A 19991-nucleotide genomic window follows, 5' to 3' on the forward strand; every position below is an offset into this window, starting at 1 on the left:
AATGTGGCAATATTTTGGAAGGCTGTTTGCGGTTGGTTGATAATTGCGTCTGCTACATGTAAGCGCTATGATGAACTTGTGAAAACACTTTCAAAAACGGAGGGATGCTGAATGGCAATCGTAGTTTCTGCACTGAAGGAAGCCACAGATGAGAACCGGGTTGCGTTGACACCTGGAATCGTTAGTCGGCTTGTGAAAGGCAACTATGAAGTATTAATTGAACACGGCGCTGGTGAGCGGGCGTTTTATCCAGATCAGGCATATACGGATGCAGGCGCTAAGGTGGTTGATCGAACTGAAGCCATTAAATCGGCGACTGTTTTAGCAGTGATCAACCGTCCTAGCGATGAGACGATTGATCAATTAAGTGGTGGTCAAACTTTACTAGGGTTACTTTCACCATTGACAGATCCAGAATGGATTCAATCTGTCGCAGATAAAAAGATTAATGCATTGTCTTTTGAATTGTTGCCACGGACTGTTTCACGGGCACAAACGATGGATGTTTTAAGCTCGCAAGCGAGTGTGGCCGGTTATAAGGCTGCTTTGGTGGCGGCAGAACGATTCTCACGTTATTTCCCAATGATGATCACGGCTGCTGGGACAGCCAAACCGGCAAAGGTTTTGGTCCTTGGAACTGGGGTCGCTGGTTTGCAAGCCATTGGGACTGCTAAACGATTAGGCGCGGTGGTATCAGGGTATGATGTACGACCTGCTTCTCGAGGAGAGGTTGAGTCATTAGGTGCAACATTCTTAACCACGTCAGTATCGGGAGCAGGTGAAGGTGGGTATGCGCGTGCATTAACACCTGAAGAAACCCAGCAACAACAGGATGAACTGGCAGGGTTCATTTCTGACAACAACATTATTATCACAACTGCGCAGGTTCCAGGACGAAAACCGCCATTGTTGGTCACACAGAAGTCAGTTGACGAAGCGAAACCAGGTACGATTTTCGTTGATTTAGCTGCCAGTGACTTAGGCGGTAATGTTGCCGGTGTTAAGCCAGCGACGACCGTTACGACGCCTGCTGGTGCGCAAATTATCGGTGCCGGTGACCTAGCCAGCCAATTACCAACGGCTGCGTCTGACATGTTTGCTAAAAATGTCCAGGCAGTTATTACTGACATCACGGATAATGATCAATTAGCACTTGATGTTGATGACGATGTTGTCGGTGAGCTGTTGGCGACCAAAGATGGCGAAATTATCAGTAATCGATTACGGACGGCAATGAAGCTGCCTGAACGAAAACCAGTTGAGAAACCGGCTGATGAAACAGACGCGACTGAGAAGGGAGCGAAGTAGGCATGAGTCAGGAATTATATAGCAACCTTGCAATTTTTGTTTTGAGTTTATTAGTTGGATTTGAAGTTATGAGTAAGATTCCATCAACGCTGCAAACGCCGATGATGTCAGGTGCCAATGCAATTCACGGGGTCGTTGTGGTCGGTGCCTTTGTGATTGCCGCTGAAGCCAATAACTGGTTCTTCTACTGTCTAGCTTTTCTGGGTGCTTTTTTTGCCGCTGTCAACGTGGCGGGTGGGTATACCGTAACGGACCGAATGCTTGGCATGTTCAATCGACCAAAGAAAACGACACCAAAGGAGGATGACGAAAAATGAGTGTATTAGTAACGATTTCTTCGCTGGTCTACCTCATCTCGGCGGTGTGTTACGTCATTGGTGTGCATTTAATGCGGTCACCTAAAACAGCTCGTCGCGGGAATGGTCTATCGGCCGTGGGGATGTTCATTGCTGTGATTATGATTGTCATTACATTGATTGTCGAAGGTAAAATCACAGGAATTGGTTGGACAGTGCTAATTTTAGGGTTAGCACTGGGCATTTGGTACGGGGTCACACGGGCGCGTAAGGTGCCAATGACCGACGTGCCACAACTGGTTAGTTTATTTAATGCCGTTGGTGGTGGTGCTGCCGCCGTTATCGGGATCTTTGACTATACGGTGTTGGCTAACGGGTCTCATTTAGCCGTCGCTTTTTCGCTGCCAGTTTTATTAGATGTCGTCATTGGTGGCATTACATTTTCTGGTTCACTGATTGCAACCGGTAAATTGTCAGGGCATGTTTCCGGGAAGCCAATTAGTTTTCCAGGCGCACGGTTGATCAATGCACTTGTGATCATCGCCATTTTAGTATCAGCATGGTTGATGATTGGATTGCCGACAAATATGTGGTTTGTCACGTTATGTTTAGTGGCTAGTTTAATCTTCGGGTTATTGATGACCTTGCCAATTGGTGGGGCTGATATGCCGGTTGTTGTATCACTATTAAATGCTTTCACGGGTCTAGCCGTGGCTTTTGCTGGATTTGTGATTGATAATCAGGTGCTGATTATCGCTGGGGCCTTGGTTGGTGCAGCCGGAACTATTTTGACCTTGCAAATGGCTGATGCAATGAATCGTTCTGTTGCAAATATCTTAGCCGGTGGCTTTGGTACCGGCGATAGCAATGATGGTGGTGCAGCAGATGACACGCCTGTTAATGTTAAAGAAACGACTGCTGACGATATTGGGTTACAGTTGGCTTATGCAAATAACGTTATGATCGTCCCTGGCTATGGTTTAGCTGCCGCCCAGGCACAGCATGAAGTTGCCGAATTAGCTAAGTTACTCACTGATAATGGGATAAATGTGAACTATGCCATTCACCCGGTTGCTGGACGGATGCCAGGGCACATGAACGTGTTGTTGGCTGATGTGAATGTCCCTTACGATCAGATGAAGCAGCAAGAAGAAGCTAATTCAATGTTTGAAAATACCGACGTCTCATTGGTGATTGGTGCTAACGATGTGACTAATCCACTTGCACGTGAAAAAGGGAATGCCATTTCGGGGATGCCAATCTTAGATGTCGATAAGTCAAAGGCTGTGGTTGTGATCAAACGTTCAATGAGCACTGGTTACGCCGGCGTGCAAAACCCATTATTCTCATTAGATAATACGCAAATGTTGTTTGCTGATGCGAAAAAAGGGCTGGCTGACATCATCGTTTCAACGAAAGAATACATTAACCAGTGATATATCAACGTTTACAGGCTGTTAAATTTCTTTGCGTGAATGTTTTTGAGGCTCGCTTTTGTTGGAGTGGTTTACACTCTGGTTAACAGTAGATAAGTTTGATTGATAATTTTGGTTAAAGTCATCTATTTTACGGATGGCTTTTTCTTTTACGTCTGGGGTGATTTCTGCGTAAATTTGAGTTGTCTCAACATTTTTATGGCCAAGTATGCCGCCAATATCTTCCAGACTGACGCCAGCTTGACGCATGCGCACCGCATTGGTGTGTCTGCCATCGTGTAATCGGATGTGAGGGAGACCAGCACGTTTAATAATGCGATTGAATATTGAATTAGTCGTTTGTTCTCTGATTGGTAATCCAATTGTCTGACCTTGCATATGAACGAAGGCGGGTTCATATGCATACTGTTTCAGTGCCATTTTAATTTCAGATTCGAAAGTAACACCAAATCTTTCACGGAAGTATGCGTAGAATCCATCAACTACTCTGCCGATCATGGGGACATCACGAATGCTGTTTTGCGTCTCGGGATCATCGTAAACGATGGTCGTAGATGTTTCCGCTTTGAAGAGGCGTTGTCGTCTAATGTGTATAATTCTTGTTTCTAGGTCGATGTCCTTACACCAGAGGCCCGCGGCTTCACCCTTACGAAGACCTGCGTCAAAAACTACTAGATAAAATTGATACCAAAGAAAGGGATCGCGTTCATTAAGCGAAGTCTCCAAAAATTTATCGACTTGATCTGCGGTAAAGTAGTGCAGTTTCTTACCGTTATTTGTTGGGTTGTACTCTCTGGGATAAGTAACACAGTGTGTAGGATTTACATCTACGTAGCCTAATCTGACAGCACCACTGTATGCGGATGCAGGTATGCCAGCGAAGACCTTGTTTTTTTCCTGTATTTGGGTCTAGACGTCCATATTTGGTGTTAGTGAACAGTGAATTGATGAACCTTTGATGGTCTTGCAAACTGTAATCTTTGAGCCTGCATCTGCCTGTATTAGGAATGATGTAGTGATTAATAACAAAACGTTGGCGAATAAGGGTGCCAATTTTTACACGATTATCAATTTTATCAAGCCACATATTGAGGTAGTCTTCGATTGAAAGTTCACCATAGTGTGAGGAATTTACCTTGTTATTAAAGTAGTCGGATTCAATTTGTTTAGCTTTGGCGTTTGCTTCAGCGAAGTTCAAAAATCCACGAAGGTGATAATGCTTAGCTTTAACCTAGCCAGTGTCATAAGTAAGATGGATAACCTTGGATTTTCAATCTCTTTTTCCCATTCTTAAGTGAGTGTTGCTTAATAGCTGCCATAAATTGCTTCCAATGTTGGAAATGTTTCTCTAAAATACAAACGTACGTTCTTCTCGGCTGTTAAAAAAAGCGCAAAAGGGCTTTAGTGTGAGAGTACGAATCCTAGAATGGTAGTCGCTAACGCAACTACAGTAATTGTCGTTCCCATCATCCAAATTTGTGATTTGAGTAATTTTGAATCAGACTGAGCAAATTTAGTGTTTATTTTTTCAGTTTGTAAATCAATTTTATCCGATAGTTTATCCACGGCATGATTCAACTCTTCATGCGTTACAAATTCTGTCATCGTATTGCCTCCATCTGAACCGTTTCCATCATTATGAAGTGTTTTGTGGTTAGATTGCAATTCTGGATGTATATATGTCACTGTTGGTTTATCAGGGTTATCAACGCGGTTACCATCATTTTGCATTTGATTCCTCCGATAAAACTGCCACAAATGTTTTTGCTGAATCTAATATATTGCCTTTCGTATCTGTTAAGTCGACTGTAGCTTTGATTTGACTTGCAGTTTCCGAAAACGAAATGAAAGGCGTTGTTAATTGCTGAAATGTTCCGAGATAGTCCGCATAACTCTCTGTACTAGAGACGTCCATAAATGGTTTGTATAACGATTCATAGTGGTAGAATAGTGCTCCATTATGATCAAAAAACTTAAAGTTAAGTTGATACCCTTTTCCGGGAACTAGATTAAATAAGGCACAGGTAAAAGTGACTGATATGGAGGCTGGCAGGGAAGTTGAGTGTAAGTACATCAGAGGTTTTATGTTGGCGTCAGTAGTTGATGGGAAGAAGCCCGATATTTTTTCTGTATCCATATGTTCTCCTTTTTGTTATTCCCACCGCAGGAGTCGAACCCGCGCAGGCTGGGATGGGGTACTGGCCTCAAAGGGCGATTATTTACACTATTTTTCAGTTCTCTTTGTATGAAAAATATTAGTGATCAGTGCGGTAAGCGATAGTATTAAAATCAAGAACGAAAATAAATATGTGGGAATATCAGAACGCATAAAATAACTCCAAATTATTTGAAGAATGGCAAACGCAAGGGCAGCCCAGCCCTATGAAGTCGATACTCGACGCGCATATAGAAGCACAATTAGAGAAGCAATGAGAGCGAACACAAAATGAAGTGTTCCCAATACTACTCCAAGATCAGAATTTGAAGCGGTTGCTACAGCAATAAGCGAAGCAACCAGCTTAATAATCCCTAAAGTAAGCTTAATGAGTGAATTGTTTTTCAAAGGTTCCTTTCGAATTGAGATCCTAAAAGTTATTTAATATGTGGCAGTTTCATTTCAACAACTCGGTTCCCGCCAAGTTGTTTCATCGAGTCATCTGAAACACCGGCAGTTTTAATTTTCAATGTACCTTCGGGTATCTTTTTGAGAGCGACTTTTAACGTTTTCCCAGATGATAGTACGACGTGTAAGTCTTTATCTTCAACGGTTTTGTGGGCCTGAACTTTTTGACCGATTGTTGAATCATCAATATCCCGGGTATCAATCTGCTTATTTCCAGGAATAACCCAACCGTAATCTCCTCCTGCATAGCCACCCATACCATCGAATTCAAGTGTTTTCGATGAAGTATTAGTAATATCTGTTTCTAATGTCATAACAATAAGCGTATCTTTTTCGTGAACCTTGTTATCACCGGCTGAATTAAAAAGTGGCTTAGCGTCGCTCGTGGACCACATGAATTTAGATGCACTAGACATTCCTGTGACTCTAACTAGAGCTTGAGACCAATACTGTGTATTGTTGAATTTCAGTCCGTTCGTAGAGTAATCAGAAATATTATTTAGGTTATCTAATTGAACGGAGTACATTCCGTCTTGTTAAAATAGTCTCCCTTTTTAGGGTGACTATTCTCGACCGTAGTCTTTGTTTTAGCGACAGGTTGAAGCTTTGCTGGGACGAAATTATGTTGTGAGGTTTTATTAGTTGAACTAGAACATGCAGACAGTGGAAGAATAGATACTACAAGTGTTATTAGCAGCAGAGATTTTTCCATTGCTGACTTCCTTTTTGGCTAAATTGTTTGTTTTTCGTTGTTGATCATAAAACAGTAAGTGTTAGGCTTGATCTTTCAAATTATTAATATCCAGGCGGTTTTGATAGGCGAGCGCTTCTAAGGATTGATACAGGGTAGAAATTTCATAAGATTTAGGGAATTCAAACTTGACTGTTTCTAGAATTTCGTTATAAGGACGGCGTTGAACGTTCTTTAGATATGTGAGTTTAATATCTGAATCGTCAATGCCAAAACCTGCTGTTTCTACCTCAACGTCGATAATGTTCATTAGATATATATTCTGTATATTCGTTTTCTTTCCGGTTACATCTTTTTTATTGATATAAATAATGCGGATATTGGTAAAGATGATCACGTCACGCACCAGTATAAAGCCGCTGTCTATTTCTTCATTTGGAAGCAAGTAAATACCATACTTAGAGTTTAATTCTGTGGTGCTGGTTTGACTCATATTACCTAGCAAACCATTCACAATGTGTCCAAATCCTAATGCCATAATATTGTCTCCTAATTGAATTAAATTATTTGTGATCCATTGCTGATGGGGAATCCATAGTCATTAACTAGGTCCTTCCAGCTATGTGGTAGTTCATTGTTTTCTTCTATATAGAATAGAGCTGACTAAGTAGGCTGACAGAAAACTTGTCGGCTTCTGCTTCTAATTTGGAGTGACCATAATGGGTTGCTGTGTAGTAACCAACTGGTCCTTCTTGTAAAATACATGACCTAACTCATGGCACATGACGAAGTATCGTTGTGAGCTATTTTTTATATTTTCATTTAATAGAATTAGTGGGCTATTTGAATCATAGATAGTTTTTCCAAGTGGAAAATCATCAATGCTAATCCAATCTGTTTGAACGTTTAACTTTTCGGCAATCTGAAAAGGGCCGGCTGTGTGATATTTGTCTACCATGTACTCGGTGATTTTATTGATATTCAACTTCACACCTCCTAATTATGCTTGTGGCGTTTCCAGAAAATAGTTTCCATCGCCACACGGAGTTGTGATTTTTCATCGTCGGTCAGGTTATCACCTTCGTAAGTCATCGATCCCTCGTTGGCTGTTAAGAAGCTCGCAAGATCATTTGTATTTTTTTCGTTTGCCCATTCTGGGGTTTGATGATTTCCAACTAGATAGTCAGTGGTTACATCGTAGTATTTCGCAATCTTAACCAATGTCTCGGTATCCGGCTCATTTCGGTTATTTTCTATATGAGAATAGCTGGCACGGCTAATTCCCAAGTCTTGTGCCACCTGATCTTGTGTTTTTTGTGTGGTGTTTCTTAGTTCTTTAATACGTTCTCCAAGCATACAGTAAGCTCCTTTGGAGTGATATGTTATGTACCGAGTATAGATACAAAAAGTATCGTTTTCAACAAAAGATAAAAAATATCAAAAATCTATTTACGGTACATAATGGATTGTTCACTATAATAGCAGTTGATACAATATGTAACCTAGGTTTCAGCGCATGACGGGGATGCAGTTAAAAGACAGTCTGCGCTCGCTTGTTATGGATGGTATGCCAGTAGTCGGAGTGGCGCAGAGCGTGCAATTCTGGACGAGTTAGAACGACTTGATGAAGACCAGGGCGACTACCTAGCCAATGCAGGACGAATCATCTTATCCACGGTTGAAGCAATCAAGAATGTGATGTGGAATATCAGAGAATACTGATTGGTACCTACTCATTACATCAAGCACAGACGTACATTATCGGACACATGAATTATGAGGAATCACAATATCGAGTTAAGAAGCGGAATGCACATTTACAGTTTGATGACTACTTCACTCGAACTCGCAAAGAGTGCCAGGCAGGCTATCCATCACTAGTAGCTTTTACAAATCGTCGTTCAGTTGTCGATTGACCGTCGTTTTGTCGTCGTAAGACCATCGTAAGACCGTCGGGATCCTCTGGATTAAGGCGTTATATTGGTATCGTGATGAACTGCCAAGTAGATCACTTCGACAATAGGTGCCGTGATTGGAAGCATGCTTATACTAGGGCTGCAATGCTGATGAAAGTCCTAGCAATTTCCACGCTAGGCAATGGAGAGGACAGTTCGACCGTTCACTGACCAAGATACTGCTGACAGTCAGTTATACCGGTTTCTTCGAAATAATCTTCTTCCAGTCAAAAGGAAGGGAGTATGTCACTGTGGCGGAATAGCTAGACGCTATCAGATCGTTAAGGAATGGGTTAGTCGTGATGTGGCTGTAATAAAAGAAGCGTAATCAGAATGAAGCCATCTAACCCAATAACAATGTTAAATCGACTGAACCTTATAAGATTAAGGTGCTTCTGACCTTGTAATAGTTCCATGTGAGGTGCAAATCCCTACCGGCGACATTGGCTAACGCCAAACACATTATAGAAAATAGGTGTTCGCTCCTCTCTCAAGATTAATTCTATGATTTAAGTAATTTCGACCGCCTTACGACTTGGGCGGTTTTTGTGTATCATTAAGAAAACACTTCTATAAGTAAGGGAGCTTTCAAAATGGTATTGGGAAACGATTCAGCGGGACAATTTGTGTTTGAGATAGTCAAGACTGTACTACCAGCATTAATAGCGTGGCAGTTATCTAAGAATTCAAGTGCAAAAGCCTTCGACAAGAACAGGATTGAAATGCGTGACCAGTTAAAAATAGCACGGGAAAACAACATTTCTGTTCAAAACAAGACTGCCAAACTTCAATTCTGTTTGTCTGAATTACGGACTTATACAGTTGAAGTTGAGAGATGTTCTAAATCTTATCTCGACTTAATGCAGGGTCTTGACGTTGCGTTCGAAGACAATGCAAAGCAACAGTATATTACAGAATTAAATAGTAAGCTTGAAAAGTTTAACGTGGAAGTACATCTGATTTTTGATAAGCAAGGCGTTATGGATTCTATAGTCAAACTTATAGATAGTCGGAACTTTGACGAATATTATAAGAAATGGACAAATGTTCAAGCTACGTCCAATTTAATTGGCCCTTTTTTGACCCGTACTTCTCTGATGGCTCATGAAGGTAAAGCGTTAGGAAGCAAGAGCTATCGAGAGCAAAAATCATGGTATAGAGATCATCATGATAAGGAAGTGATTTCATTACATGCTCAGTTTGTAGAAATACGAAATGCGCTTTTGAAGGAAATAGACATTGTTTTCAGAAAGATGAATTAATTATGAAGAAAAATAGTAAAGAAACAATGCTGCTCATGTTATTGTTCGTTGTCGCTATTGTAATCGCAGCTATCCAAACCTTTCTGTTCTAAAGCTGTTCATTTGAAACGTATATATGACGAGGAAACTGTACAAAATGAAGAAAATCAGAAATTATTTAATTCATATTTTATTTGATGGTGGGTCAGTGATAGTCGGACTTTATGCTATTTCAATTGGATTATCTGTTTCGAGCATATTGATGCTTTTATACAATTACGGTTTTTTTGATTTTATGAAAAAATCGAGCTATAAACAGAATTCAGAATTGGGAGTTCAACTTATTATTATTGGAATATTGCTTGTTATTTCGTTGTTTATGGGGTGGGCAAATTTGGTCTTGAAGAACATCGGGTTTTCTGAAACGTTTGTTCCTATGGCGATAAGAAATGGTCTAGTTATGTTCTTGGGGCTTACTCTGATCAATCCAGTGGTCCTTTTTGGGTGGAACAGAACAATTTTGTTTTACACGACTTGGTTTGTTTTATCGATGCTAATTGATGTGCTCATTCAGGGAGTATTTGCAATTCTAGCGACACTGAATAAATTAGTTCCAAGTGCAAATGATAGATTGACAACAGTAATTGGAGTTTCAGCAATCGTAATTTCACTGATAGCTCTTTTCAAATAATCATTCAGGCAATAAAAATTGAGTGTTAACGTCCTTCGGGGCGTTTTTATTTTGCCGCACAAAAAAAGATACCGATATTAATTCGGTATCTTTAAAAATATGCTCACGGCTGTGTCGTCGTTAATGAATCGATAATTTTTTTGAGGTCATTCGGATTAGCAGTGTTTCAAAAAAATGTCCATCAGACCACCTCCTATATACGGACCAATAAAAAGTAATACGGCGACTAATAGAAGGCAACATAACTCGGGTTCCGTACCCGTCAGCATATTTGATTGCACAAATATAGTAATATATCTAACCAGATCGAAATCGACGAGTTTAGAACACGAACATTCAGAATTCATAAAATAAGATAAGGTTCGGTAAGATGATTAACACTAACTTCGGTTATATTACCAAGCAAGAAGCCAGTGTTATTTGCAACCTTGATAAAAGAAATAGCAAACCTAAGCGTTGTCTATTAGGTCGTCGTTTTTCTATGCCAAAAGCTCGTGTGTGGAGGAAAGATAATAAAAAAAATGAAGAAAACAACGTCCTAATCCAACTTGGTAAGCCGAGAGTTAGAAATTGCTGCAATTAATGATGCAGAAAAAAGTGCAAAAAGGACGCTATACAAGAGCGCACGTAAAGGGGAGTTGCCCAATCCGTGTAAGAAATGATGTGCTACCCACAAAAGAAGTAGTGAAATCGCAAAAACTACTAAGTCCCTAAAAATAAATTGTTTTTGATTCGTGTGGTTACTCCATTTTTTTGAAAAATTTTTATAAATAGTAATGGAGAAAAGTGACGTTATTATTGTTGGAAAACAAGTTGCCATGGTGATCATAAAAGATTGTGGTTGCAGAAGCTGTCGGCTTCTTCTTTTTCTCTGTCTATATTTGCCTTAGTAAGTTCACTTACTTGTTTCTCCAAATGTCTTAAACGTTTTTTTGAATTATTTTGCATTGATATTCTCTTTTCTTTTTATTTGACTATAACAGGAGGTGGCGGTGATATGTAATGGCTAGTGAAGAACAAATTTATAATGCGGAGCAAGACTACCTATCAGGAATGAAGTATAAGGATCTTGCTACTAAGCACAACGTCACTATAAACACAATTAAGTCCTGGCATAAACGTCATGGGTGGACAAGGGAAAAGGGTGCACCCAAAACAGAAAAAGGGGTGCACTCCAAAAGATAGTTGATGAATTAGAGGCGAACGGTGAGCTTAGTGAAAAGCAAAAACTGTTTTGTCTCTTTTATTTGCAGTCGTTTAACGCGACCAAGGTTTACCAACCAGCTTATGAAGTTATGACACTGCGAGAACAAACGGTGCACGTACGTTTGCAAATGCTAACATTTTACTCGAGTTAAAACGGCTTAAACGCATTCGTCAAGAAGCAGAGTCATTGACCGTGGAAGACGTGTTGCATGAACTCAAACGCCAAGCGTTCGCTGATGTTGGTGACTTCGTGAACTTCTACACTCATGATGGGCAACTGATAACTATGTATGGCCCAATGGTTGATGAGAACAAAGATCCAGTGGTTCAGAAACGTTCACGGATTTATTTAAGCAATAAGGATGAAGTGGACACTACACTGATCAAGTCCGTAAAGGTTGGTAAGGACGGCGTAGATGTTGAACTGTTCGACAAGCAGCAGAAGGCGCTAGAACTATTGCTCAAGCACCTGGAACCAGAGACTCATTCACGTACTCGTAAGGCTAAGGCAGACGCAGAGATTTCAGAAGCCAAAGTGAAACTGATCAATGGTAAGAACACTGAACGTAAGGCCAAAATCGATAAGCACTTAGACGATCTGGGGGGTATTGCTTGATGAAGATAAGTAAGGAACAGAAATAAGCTGCTCTAGATCGCATGTATACCAGGAAACAACAGTATGTTTTGCGTGAAGTTCGTCATAATAAAGACTGAAAGCTGCTGATCAATTACGGTGCAGTTCGTTCTGGTAAAACTATTGTCGACAATACGATCTTTTTAGATGAAGTTAGTGCGACTGCTAAGTTGGCTAAATCTATGGGTGAAAGCAATCTAATGTACATCTTAGCTGACTTTACCAGTAAGATGATTTGGAACAAAGTGCTTAACCCAATCATTAACGATTGGGGGCTTGACATTAAGTTCGATAGCCATGGGAACTTCGAGTTGTTTGATGTCACAATCGTTCAAGCTTATCTGCGCTTCAATCGCCCTGGCAGGACTTCTATTCCTGGAACTTTGCTAAGCCTAAGAATTACTTTATCAATATTTTATTGTAATGAGTAGGTTGAACGCTTAGCAAAGATTAGTGTGACCGGACCATTTTTTATGTATACTTACGTTGAGGTAGGCATAAGATGAAGTATCTTAATAAGATTTTATTTATTTCAATAAAAAGACTTATTGCATATTATTTGACGTTGTTTCTTGCTGGAGCAATTGCCTCAATTATTTTGTTTAAATTTGTAAAAACACCAAGTCCTTTTTCAAGCTGGAGTTGGAGTGTCACATGGACCTGTATAGGTTCAATCGGTACAGTAGGGGTCTTGTTTTTTTAATCGTTGATAGAATTGAAAATCTTATTCGAAAGAGAAAATTACGTAAGAGCTATGATGCAATTATGCAGTTACTCAACAGCAACGATTTTGTAAAGAATCCCAAATCCATATATTTTAATGGCCTTGAACTTAAGAACAAATACAATCTTACGCAAATGGATAGCAATCCAAACCATATTCAGTTAGTGCGTCAAATAGAGCTGAGTGATAATCACCTAATTGAAGAAGTTGAAACGGCGATCATACAGCTTTGGTCACGAAATTTAAAAGAAATCGAAAAAGAAACAATGGATGAAGTTATTACTGGAAAAGATAGATTTAAAGATTTATTTGAAAAAACTGATAATCACTGGGATGTGCCGTTAAAGGACAAATATAGCATTGAAGATGATGGGAAATACTCTCAGAGAGTTAAGTTTGAATGGCAAGTCAGTGTTGGAGAGCAGGCTAAAAAGATTGTAGGTTTATTATCTCCATACCGGTACAGACTAAAATAATTGAACGTCCTTCGGGACGTTTTTATTTTGGAAAGGAGGGGGAATGTGTGAATATAACTCAATGGAGTATTTAGGATTGGACTGCACTATTGGCGGTAATTGCTGGTGTGGGTGGTGTTATCGGTTGGATCTTTCATCGGGTTCAGGTTGCAATGCGTCAGCTTGTGCGTGAGATGATTGCAGAGCTAATGTCGCATTAGCAACTAATCGTTGAACTCTGTTGGTGAGCACTAGGATTTACATGGTAAAAATGACGAGCAGGACCGCCGTCTTAACAGTCACTCTAAAAGAATTGATGATCACGAAGGGCGTCTCTCACGAGTTGAGGGCGCTCTTTCTATTACAAGGGAGGTAAAGTATGAAGAAAAACTAAATTAATCGGTTGGGGTTGTCACACTTGCGGCGACCTTTTCTATTGGTGTGACGATGGTTGGTCATACATAACAGGTAACGGCTGACCCAACCATAGAGCAGAGCATCTTGCCTGGGGACGAGGGATCACCATATTCTGCATCGAACAACTATATCATTGCTCATGTAACTGGCAATGATAGCGACAAGCAGATGAGTGATCCACTTGATGTAGAAGTCAACTACATGATGAACAACTGGTTCAACGCGTATACCACCTTCATGGTCGGTTCTGGTGGGTGTGGTATAGATGGATTCGTTAGTTGTGGCGCGCTGAACGCTAATCCATGCGCACTGGCGCAGGTTGAACTAACTGAAACTGATGATCAAGCTGCGTTTGGCAAGGATTACGCTAGTTAAGTCTGGATTTTACGGACAATGGCAATCAAGTATGGGTATTCCGTTAACGCTAGACAGTGCAGGAAACGGCATTAAGACCCAAATGGGTATCTAACAATATTGGCGGCGATCATCAGAATCCTGTTGGGTACCTGGCTAGTCATGGTATTAGCCAAGAACAATTTGCACACGACTTAGCTTATGGCATTAGTGCGCCAGAGGAACAGAGACTAGCTACTCCTGACCAGATTCTTGAGCCTGGTTCAACAATTAAAATTGAGGAGTACATCAGGGGAGTGCGACTGACGCAGCTTACAATGTAATTGCTAGCGAGGAACTGTTTGGTGGTGAATTCGGTAGCTTGAACTACTTAGATGCTGCACCACTTGTTAAGACTGACAAGAATGGTCATCGTGCTGCCAACTAGAATTTGTATCCAGGTGATTACTTCATCGTGTCTGGTGAACATCATGTGGACTACACGGATATTGCGTCTAATGGATTCCGTGCAGATTTTGGTAGTTACGGTACGTGGTTAAGTTGTGTTCCAGCAACTGCGAACCAAAACTAAATAACTACGCTATAGATTTATTAATGCAAATAGTCCCAAATTCCTTGATTGGAGTACGGGGTTATTTTTGATAGGGACGTGTTGGATCTCCCTGCTAGAACTAATGAAATGTCGTAAATAAAATCATTAAGGGTTGTGGGGATGGTGAGACTCAGAATTGCTTATCTGACCTTAGGTTGCGAGGACTTTGAATTTTCATTTATAATAGCAACTTGGAAAGGTTTCATGAAAATTGGTATGAAAAAGTTTATCACGCCAGTGGCAGCAATCATTTCTATGTAAAAACATATAATTTGCGAATAAACACAAAAAAGATAAAATATAAAATTAATCACGTTTTTCCGTGAATTAGTGATATACTCATGGAAGCAAAATGGAGGAAATCAAACATGTTAATTGAATTTTCTGCAACAAACTACGCATCTATAAAAAATAAAATAACGTTGTCTGCTGAAACGGGCGCGCATTTATCCCGCTTGAGAAAAACGAACACTCTTGAAGAAAACAATGTATCCCTCTTAAAAAGTTTGCTAATATTTGGTCCGAATGGTTCAGGTAAATCAAATTTGTTGGATGGCCTGAGCTTGATGAAGAATTTGGTATTGCGAAATTTACCGACAGTTGTTGAACAGTTGAATGGATTACCATTTATGCTAAATGTAGAAAATCGTAATCGTCCTATTTCCTTTGAAGTGAAATTTAATTACTTAGAGCACACCTATTCTTATGCAATTGAATTTTACCAGAATGAAATTTTTTCGGAAAAATTATCTGTATTTGAAAAAGAAAAAGAAAATATCTATTTTTTGAGGGGGAAAGAAGTTGAAGAAATAATTCCAGAGTCTTTAGCTGATACCAGACGGGCAACTAAGTCAAACACATTGTTGCTTTTTAACGCTCAGGCGGTTAATGATTCTGTTTCTACAGAGGTATTTAAGTGGTTTGCAGAAGATTTGATTTTTGTGAACGAAACGCAACCATCCTCTGAGTTAGTTAAGCTTATTCAGAATCCTGAAATTAAAAAAGAGCTGCTAAACTTCCTGAAATTTGCTGATTTCAACATAACGGATGTGAATGCAATAAATGTAAAAATACCCGAAGCACCTGAACAAATAAAAAAAATACTTGAAGCAATTGGTTCAGATGCAAAATTCCCTGCTGAAGGTCTCCAATTATATACAAGTCATAAAGTGTATGACGATTCCGGGGAAGTAGTCAGGACAGAAAATTTCCCACTAAACATGGAATCAAAAGGTACCCAAAAAATCTTCTTGATAGCTCTGTCGATTATCAACGCTCAAATATCTGGAAATGGCAAAACACTCTTGTTTGATGAGTTTGATGATTCACTGCATTTTGAACTTTCAAAAGCACTGGTTAAGCTTTTTAACTCAGAGACAAATTTGAATCAATTTATTTTAACGACGCATGAATTACAATTGTTAGACCAGAATTTAAGAACTGATCAAATATATTTAATGGACAAGGATTTCCAAGGTGAAAGTAATTTGAAATCTATCTTTGATTTTAAAGATAGTCGTGATTCAGCTAGATATGACGTTGGATTTATGAAAAAATATATTGCGGGCAGGTTTGGCGCAGTTCCACAAATTGATGAAGAAAAGATGCTCGCGGCAATCAGAATTAAGGGCGAGGATTAACTTTCATGGGAAGACAAAAACAAGGACTGTCCCAAAAATCAATCATTGCTGTTTACTGTGAGGGCGAATCTGAAGTTAGATATTTTGAGATGCTAAAGCGTAAGTATCGAGCAGCTACTACAAGCCTAGTAAAGGTTACTAATTTACACGGAAATGGTGGCGTTGGACTTCTTGAAACTGCGGTTGCGACGAATAACGCAGCCCCCAAAAATAGGAAGGCAGAGCGTATTTTTGTAGTTCTCGATCGTGACGATAATACAAAAGCTCAACTAGAAGCCTGCAGGAAATTTGCAAAGGAAAATGGGATTGAGCTCGTCTTTTCAAGTGTTAATTTTGAAATATGGATACTACTTCACTACGGGGAAGTGAAATACCCGTACGAAAGAAAACAACTCTATGAAATACTTTCAGATAGCGAGCATTTTGGACAAGACTACGAGAAATTTAAAGGGAGCGACTATGACGATTTTATTTTTGACAAAATAAATCAAGCTGTTACGAATGCAAAAAAGCTGAGGTATCAGTATTCTCAAAAGGATTTTCTTGATGAAGATCCGTATACAAACATTGAAGCAGCGCTACCTGAAATATTTAATACTAATAAGTTTTAAAGAGGAAACTGCACTTTTGAGTGTAGTTTTTTTATTTTCTCCAAAATTACGTATAGCTAATTGGAGTAAGATCTTTTTTGGAAAAAAGCGTCTGGATTTTACTCCAGGCGCTGCAAAGATCGGATTTCTCCTCCCATGCTTATTATCAGTCTAGCAGATAAAAGCCATACGGCATGGCTGATTTCGTGTCTATGCTTGGTTTTTGCAGACCGAGCGGAGGAAGTACTCGTAGACACATTAAAATTGATGTCATGCGCATAAGTTCACCTCGAAAACTGATAGATTCATTATACGAACAGATATTTGTATTAAGCAAATAAAAATCATTGCTTTTTAGCGGTTAACAAAATGGTTAACAGTAAGTTGTGCAAGCTGTTAAATATTGTGCGTGGGTACGAGTATAAAAGCCTGATGTAACAAGGGATTGGTAAACATTGGTAACTATTGAGTTACTTGCGAATAGATGCTGTTTGCAGATGCGAAAAAAGGGCTGGCTGACATCATCGTTTCAACGAAAGAATACATTAACCAATAAGTTGGGCGTCAGTAACTTTTGTTGGCAAATGCTTGCTCTGGGCTTAGTTTAGGAGTATTGTATAGACATTGTATTGATGGTTCGGTAGTAAGCGTACTAGTTCTTTTGAATGACAACCTTTCTCGCCCAGCTTCAGATGCAAAATTAAATTGCGCAGTTGCGCATGGAGGTTTCATTCATATGGAACAAGGTACTGTTAAATGGTTTAACGCTGACAAGGGTTACGGTTTCTTAACTCGCGAAAATGGTGACGATGTATTCGTTCACTTCTCAGCTATCCAAGGTGACGGCTTCAAGACTTTGGACGAAGGCCAACACGTAACGTTTGATGTTGAAGATAGCGACCGTGGCCCACAAGCTACTAACGTTAATAAAGACTAATTTAAACGTTAAAAACACTCACCTGTTGGTGGGTGTTTTTTTGTGTCTACAATTTGGCAAGTCTGTGTGGATTCACATAGATAAACGCAGCAACTTGCCGGCGATTTGTTATACTGAAAGTAATTGAGAATTGATTGGGGAAAAACGGCGTGGTTAAGACAGAACGAGAAAAGCAAACGCTAGGTGTATTTTTGGCAAGTTTTGGTGCCTTGTTATGGGGTGTTTCAGGACCAATTTCACAAGCACTGTTTGCACAGGCACACGTGTCACCTGAATGGTTGACCGGTTTAAAGATGACTGTCAGCGGCTTGCTGATTCTAACGGGACTGATTATGCATCGAGGGCGGAAGGTCTTCGATGTTTGGCGCACGAAACAAGATGCAATTGGCTTAGTTGTCTTTGCTATCATTGGTATGGCAGCGGTGCAGGATATCTATTTCCTAGCGGTGCGTGCTTCCAGTGCACCAACGGCCACGATCATGCAGACCTTGGGCACCGTGATGATCGTTTTATGGGGCATCTTTGCGCATCATGAATGGCCTAGACGTGTTGACGTTCTAGCAGTGATACTGGCGTTACTTGGCACTTGGTTATTGGTCACAAAAGGTGATTTATTGCATTTAGCAATCACACCAACAGCGTTAATGTGGGGTGTTCTCCTAGGCTTAGCAGGCGCCTTAAACACACTATTGCCGGCCAATTTACTCCAGCGTCATGATGCGCTAACGGTGGTTGGCTGGTCGATGCTAGTCGGTGGTATCGCTGTTGGTGCGACGAGACCTGTGTGGGTCAATGTGCCGCATTTAACAGGTTTGGATATTGCTGGGATTGCATTCATTGTGCTGTTTGGTACTGGATTGGCATACGTTTGTTTTATCAGCAGTCTAGCGTTGATTACGCCGACATTGGCAGGTCTGTTAGATGCCTTCGAACCATTATCAGCCACGATTTTGGCCGTGTTATTCTTAAACGTCTCGATCAACGGCTGGGAATTATTGGGTGGCTGCTTGATTTTAAGCACGATATTCATTTTATCGTGGGCTAAACCGGTAGCAAAATAGTTGAAAAATATGGAAGCTGAAGTGATTAATCATGACAAAGCGTAGGCAACATTTCTTACAATTGCTGGCAATAACGGTTCTCATATTGAGTACGTGGTTACCGGTCACAACAGCGCGGGCGGATCAGTTTACGCAACCCGAGAAACGGCGTATTCAAGTCATCAAAAAAAGATACCGTCGGTTGAGTCATGCTGCGTATGGACCAGACAATATGTATCAAATCAAGCCACGGTTCAACACGCGCCTACAGCGCGGACAATTGACGCCGCATTATCAAAATCAGCTACTAGCCTATGTTAATTTTTATCGCGATTTGGCTGGTTTGCAGCCAGTACGTTATGGCTTTAATACCAATCAGCAAGCCCAGGTCGCTGCAGCAACGATGGCTGCCAGTGGTGGATTTAGTCATGGCTTGACCGGATTGAAACGGCCACACACGGTCACCAAACAGCAATGGCAAACAGGGCAGCAGGTTACAGCGGTTAGTAACATTGGGGAAATGAATGATCCTGAACGAATTGACGCCACAATTGGGAACTATGTCCGGGATAACTTCAATGTTGAAGGCAATAACACCGGTCATCGTGCTTGGCTGATGTCACCGGTTATTCATACAATCGGGATTGGGGTGGCCAATCAGGCACATGCTAAATTCGCATATAGTGACGTTTACTTCGCTGATCAAGCGCAACGTTCCATCACGCCTAATCGGGCAACGGTGGTTAATTATCCTAGTGCTGGTGTGTTTCCAAGAGAACTTTTAGTCAGTGACGTTGCCAAACATCCAATCTACTGGTCGAGCAACTTCACCATGGCGCAGCCAACTAACGGTCCGGTGAAAGTTACGATTACGGATACAACGACCAAGCAAACCAAAGCTGCTAAAGATGTTGTTATGGATGGCAAACAACGGTTTGGACAGTTCGGCGCCATTATTCATTATCAACCGACGTTAGCGATTAAAAATGGGCATCATTATGTTGTTAAGATAACTGGCTTGCAGCATTATCCGAAAGGGTATCAGTATGATTTCAAGCCGTTTTCGCTAACGAACTAGCTACCGTGGGTGGGTATCCGCCAGCGCCAGGTCATTAGCAAGTTCGCTTCGCTCACCGTCGACCAGATGTAGCGCCTTACCGC

At 40.6% G+C, this 19991-nt stretch carries 22 protein-coding genes and 1 pseudogene; 15 read left to right on the top strand and 8 right to left on the bottom strand.

Annotation, left to right across the window (positions count from 1 at the left end; translation table 11 throughout):
* Positions 1–111 precede the first annotated feature (111 nt).
* From IV55_RS01830 to IV55_RS01840, 3 genes are read left to right on the top strand one after another with little or no spacing between them, the layout of a single operon-like run.
* A complete protein-coding gene (locus IV55_RS01830; protein ID WP_057808770.1) occupies positions 112–1308 on the top strand; it encodes an NAD(P) transhydrogenase subunit alpha in 1197 nt (398 codons plus the stop codon).
* A 2-nt stretch (positions 1309–1310) separates the two neighbouring features.
* The gene (locus IV55_RS01835; protein WP_057808772.1) at positions 1311–1625 is read left to right on the top strand and encodes an NAD(P) transhydrogenase subunit alpha part 2; all 315 of its coding nucleotides are present in this window, start codon (positions 1311–1313) and stop codon (positions 1623–1625) included.
* The gene (locus IV55_RS01840) at positions 1622–3040 is read left to right on the top strand and encodes an NAD(P)(+) transhydrogenase (Re/Si-specific) subunit beta (RefSeq protein WP_057808774.1); all 1419 of its coding nucleotides are present in this window, start codon (positions 1622–1624) and stop codon (positions 3038–3040) included. Before IV55_RS01835 ends, IV55_RS01840 begins: the two co-directional genes overlap by 4 nt.
* Before the next feature lie 21 nt (positions 3041–3061).
* Here IV55_RS01840 and IV55_RS01845 read toward each other — a convergent pair whose 3' ends face one another.
* The 8 genes from IV55_RS01845 to IV55_RS01880 all read right to left on the bottom strand — a co-directional run bounded on the left by IV55_RS01845 (position 3062) and on the right by IV55_RS01880 (position 7710).
* Positions 3062–3913, bottom strand: a complete 852-nt coding sequence (locus IV55_RS01845) for a tyrosine-type recombinase/integrase (RefSeq protein WP_371858863.1) — start codon at positions 3911–3913, stop codon at positions 3062–3064.
* Positions 3813–4238, bottom strand: a complete 426-nt coding sequence (locus IV55_RS10685) for an N-terminal phage integrase SAM-like domain-containing protein (RefSeq protein WP_083483896.1) — start codon at positions 4236–4238, stop codon at positions 3813–3815. The genes IV55_RS01845 and IV55_RS10685 overlap by 101 nt, the downstream gene beginning before the upstream one ends.
* Positions 4239–4441: 203 nt before the next feature.
* Complete coding sequence (locus IV55_RS01850) at positions 4442–4771, bottom strand: RNA-binding protein (protein WP_057808778.1); 330 nt, start codon at positions 4769–4771, stop codon at positions 4442–4444.
* A complete protein-coding gene (locus IV55_RS01855; RefSeq protein WP_057808780.1) occupies positions 4761–5177 on the bottom strand; it encodes a hypothetical protein in 417 nt (138 codons plus the stop codon). Before IV55_RS01855 ends, IV55_RS01850 begins: the two co-directional genes overlap by 11 nt.
* A 455-nt stretch (positions 5178–5632) precedes the next feature.
* Complete coding sequence (locus tag IV55_RS01860) at positions 5633–6079, bottom strand: hypothetical protein (protein ID WP_057808782.1); 447 nt, start codon at positions 6077–6079, stop codon at positions 5633–5635.
* Between the two features lie 357 nt (positions 6080–6436).
* Complete coding sequence (locus IV55_RS01870) at positions 6437–6892, bottom strand: PH domain-containing protein (protein ID WP_057808785.1); 456 nt, start codon at positions 6890–6892, stop codon at positions 6437–6439.
* A 162-nt stretch (positions 6893–7054) separates the two neighbouring features.
* Positions 7055–7339 (bottom strand): ImmA/IrrE family metallo-endopeptidase, encoded by a 285-nt coding sequence (locus tag IV55_RS10555; protein ID WP_225425825.1) that lies wholly within the window; start codon positions 7337–7339, stop codon positions 7055–7057.
* 11 nt (positions 7340–7350) lie between these two features.
* Positions 7351–7710, bottom strand: coding sequence for a helix-turn-helix domain-containing protein (locus tag IV55_RS01880; RefSeq protein ID WP_057808788.1), 360 nt, complete (start codon positions 7708–7710; stop codon positions 7351–7353).
* Positions 7711–8054: 344 nt separating this feature from the next.
* Between IV55_RS01880 and IV55_RS10295 the strand changes: the two genes are divergently transcribed.
* The 12 genes and pseudogenes from IV55_RS10295 to IV55_RS01945 all read left to right on the top strand — a co-directional run bounded on the left by IV55_RS10295 (position 8055) and on the right by IV55_RS01945 (position 19908).
* A complete protein-coding gene (locus tag IV55_RS10295) occupies positions 8055–8270 on the top strand; it encodes a hypothetical protein (RefSeq protein ID WP_146993598.1) in 216 nt (71 codons plus the stop codon).
* A gap of 632 nt (positions 8271–8902) precedes the next feature.
* Positions 8903–9571, top strand: coding sequence for a hypothetical protein (locus IV55_RS01885; RefSeq protein ID WP_057808790.1), 669 nt, complete (start codon positions 8903–8905; stop codon positions 9569–9571).
* Positions 9572–9707: 136 nt separating this feature from the next.
* Complete coding sequence (locus tag IV55_RS01890) at positions 9708–10241, top strand: hypothetical protein (protein WP_057808792.1); 534 nt, start codon at positions 9708–9710, stop codon at positions 10239–10241.
* A 1002-nt stretch (positions 10242–11243) separates the two neighbouring features.
* Positions 11244–11426, top strand: coding sequence for a terminase gpP N-terminus-related DNA-binding protein (locus tag IV55_RS10560; RefSeq protein ID WP_057808794.1), 183 nt, complete (start codon positions 11244–11246; stop codon positions 11424–11426).
* A gap of 118 nt (positions 11427–11544) precedes the next feature.
* Positions 11545–12063: pseudogene (locus IV55_RS01900) on the top strand (terminase small subunit); the annotation flags it as partial.
* Positions 12064–12846: 783 nt separating this feature from the next.
* The gene (locus IV55_RS01910; protein WP_146993600.1) at positions 12847–13281 is read left to right on the top strand and encodes a hypothetical protein; all 435 of its coding nucleotides are present in this window, start codon (positions 12847–12849) and stop codon (positions 13279–13281) included.
* Positions 13282–13761: 480 nt separating this feature from the next.
* Positions 13762–14052 carry a peptidoglycan recognition protein family protein gene (locus tag IV55_RS01915; RefSeq protein ID WP_057808801.1) on the top strand — a complete coding sequence of 97 codons (291 nt, stop codon included), beginning with the start codon at positions 13762–13764 and terminating at the stop codon, positions 14050–14052.
* Positions 14053–14991: 939 nt separating this feature from the next.
* A complete protein-coding gene (locus IV55_RS01925) occupies positions 14992–16263 on the top strand; it encodes an AAA family ATPase (protein WP_057808805.1) in 1272 nt (423 codons plus the stop codon).
* Positions 16264–16268: 5 nt separating this feature from the next.
* Positions 16269–16874, top strand: coding sequence for an RloB family protein (locus IV55_RS01930; protein WP_057808807.1), 606 nt, complete (start codon positions 16269–16271; stop codon positions 16872–16874).
* Positions 16875–17589: 715 nt separating this feature from the next.
* A complete protein-coding gene (locus IV55_RS01935) occupies positions 17590–17790 on the top strand; it encodes a cold-shock protein (protein ID WP_057808809.1) in 201 nt (66 codons plus the stop codon).
* Positions 17791–17939: 149 nt separating this feature from the next.
* Positions 17940–18851, top strand: a complete 912-nt coding sequence (locus IV55_RS01940) for a DMT family transporter (RefSeq protein WP_057808811.1) — start codon at positions 17940–17942, stop codon at positions 18849–18851.
* A gap of 31 nt (positions 18852–18882) precedes the next feature.
* Positions 18883–19908, top strand: a complete 1026-nt coding sequence (locus tag IV55_RS01945; RefSeq protein WP_057808813.1) for a CAP domain-containing protein — start codon at positions 18883–18885, stop codon at positions 19906–19908.
* The last annotated feature ends 83 nt before the right edge of the window (positions 19909–19991 follow it).

The sequence above is a fragment of the Furfurilactobacillus siliginis genome (assembly GCF_001437435.1).
Taxonomy (GTDB): domain Bacteria; phylum Bacillota; class Bacilli; order Lactobacillales; family Lactobacillaceae; genus Furfurilactobacillus; species Furfurilactobacillus siliginis.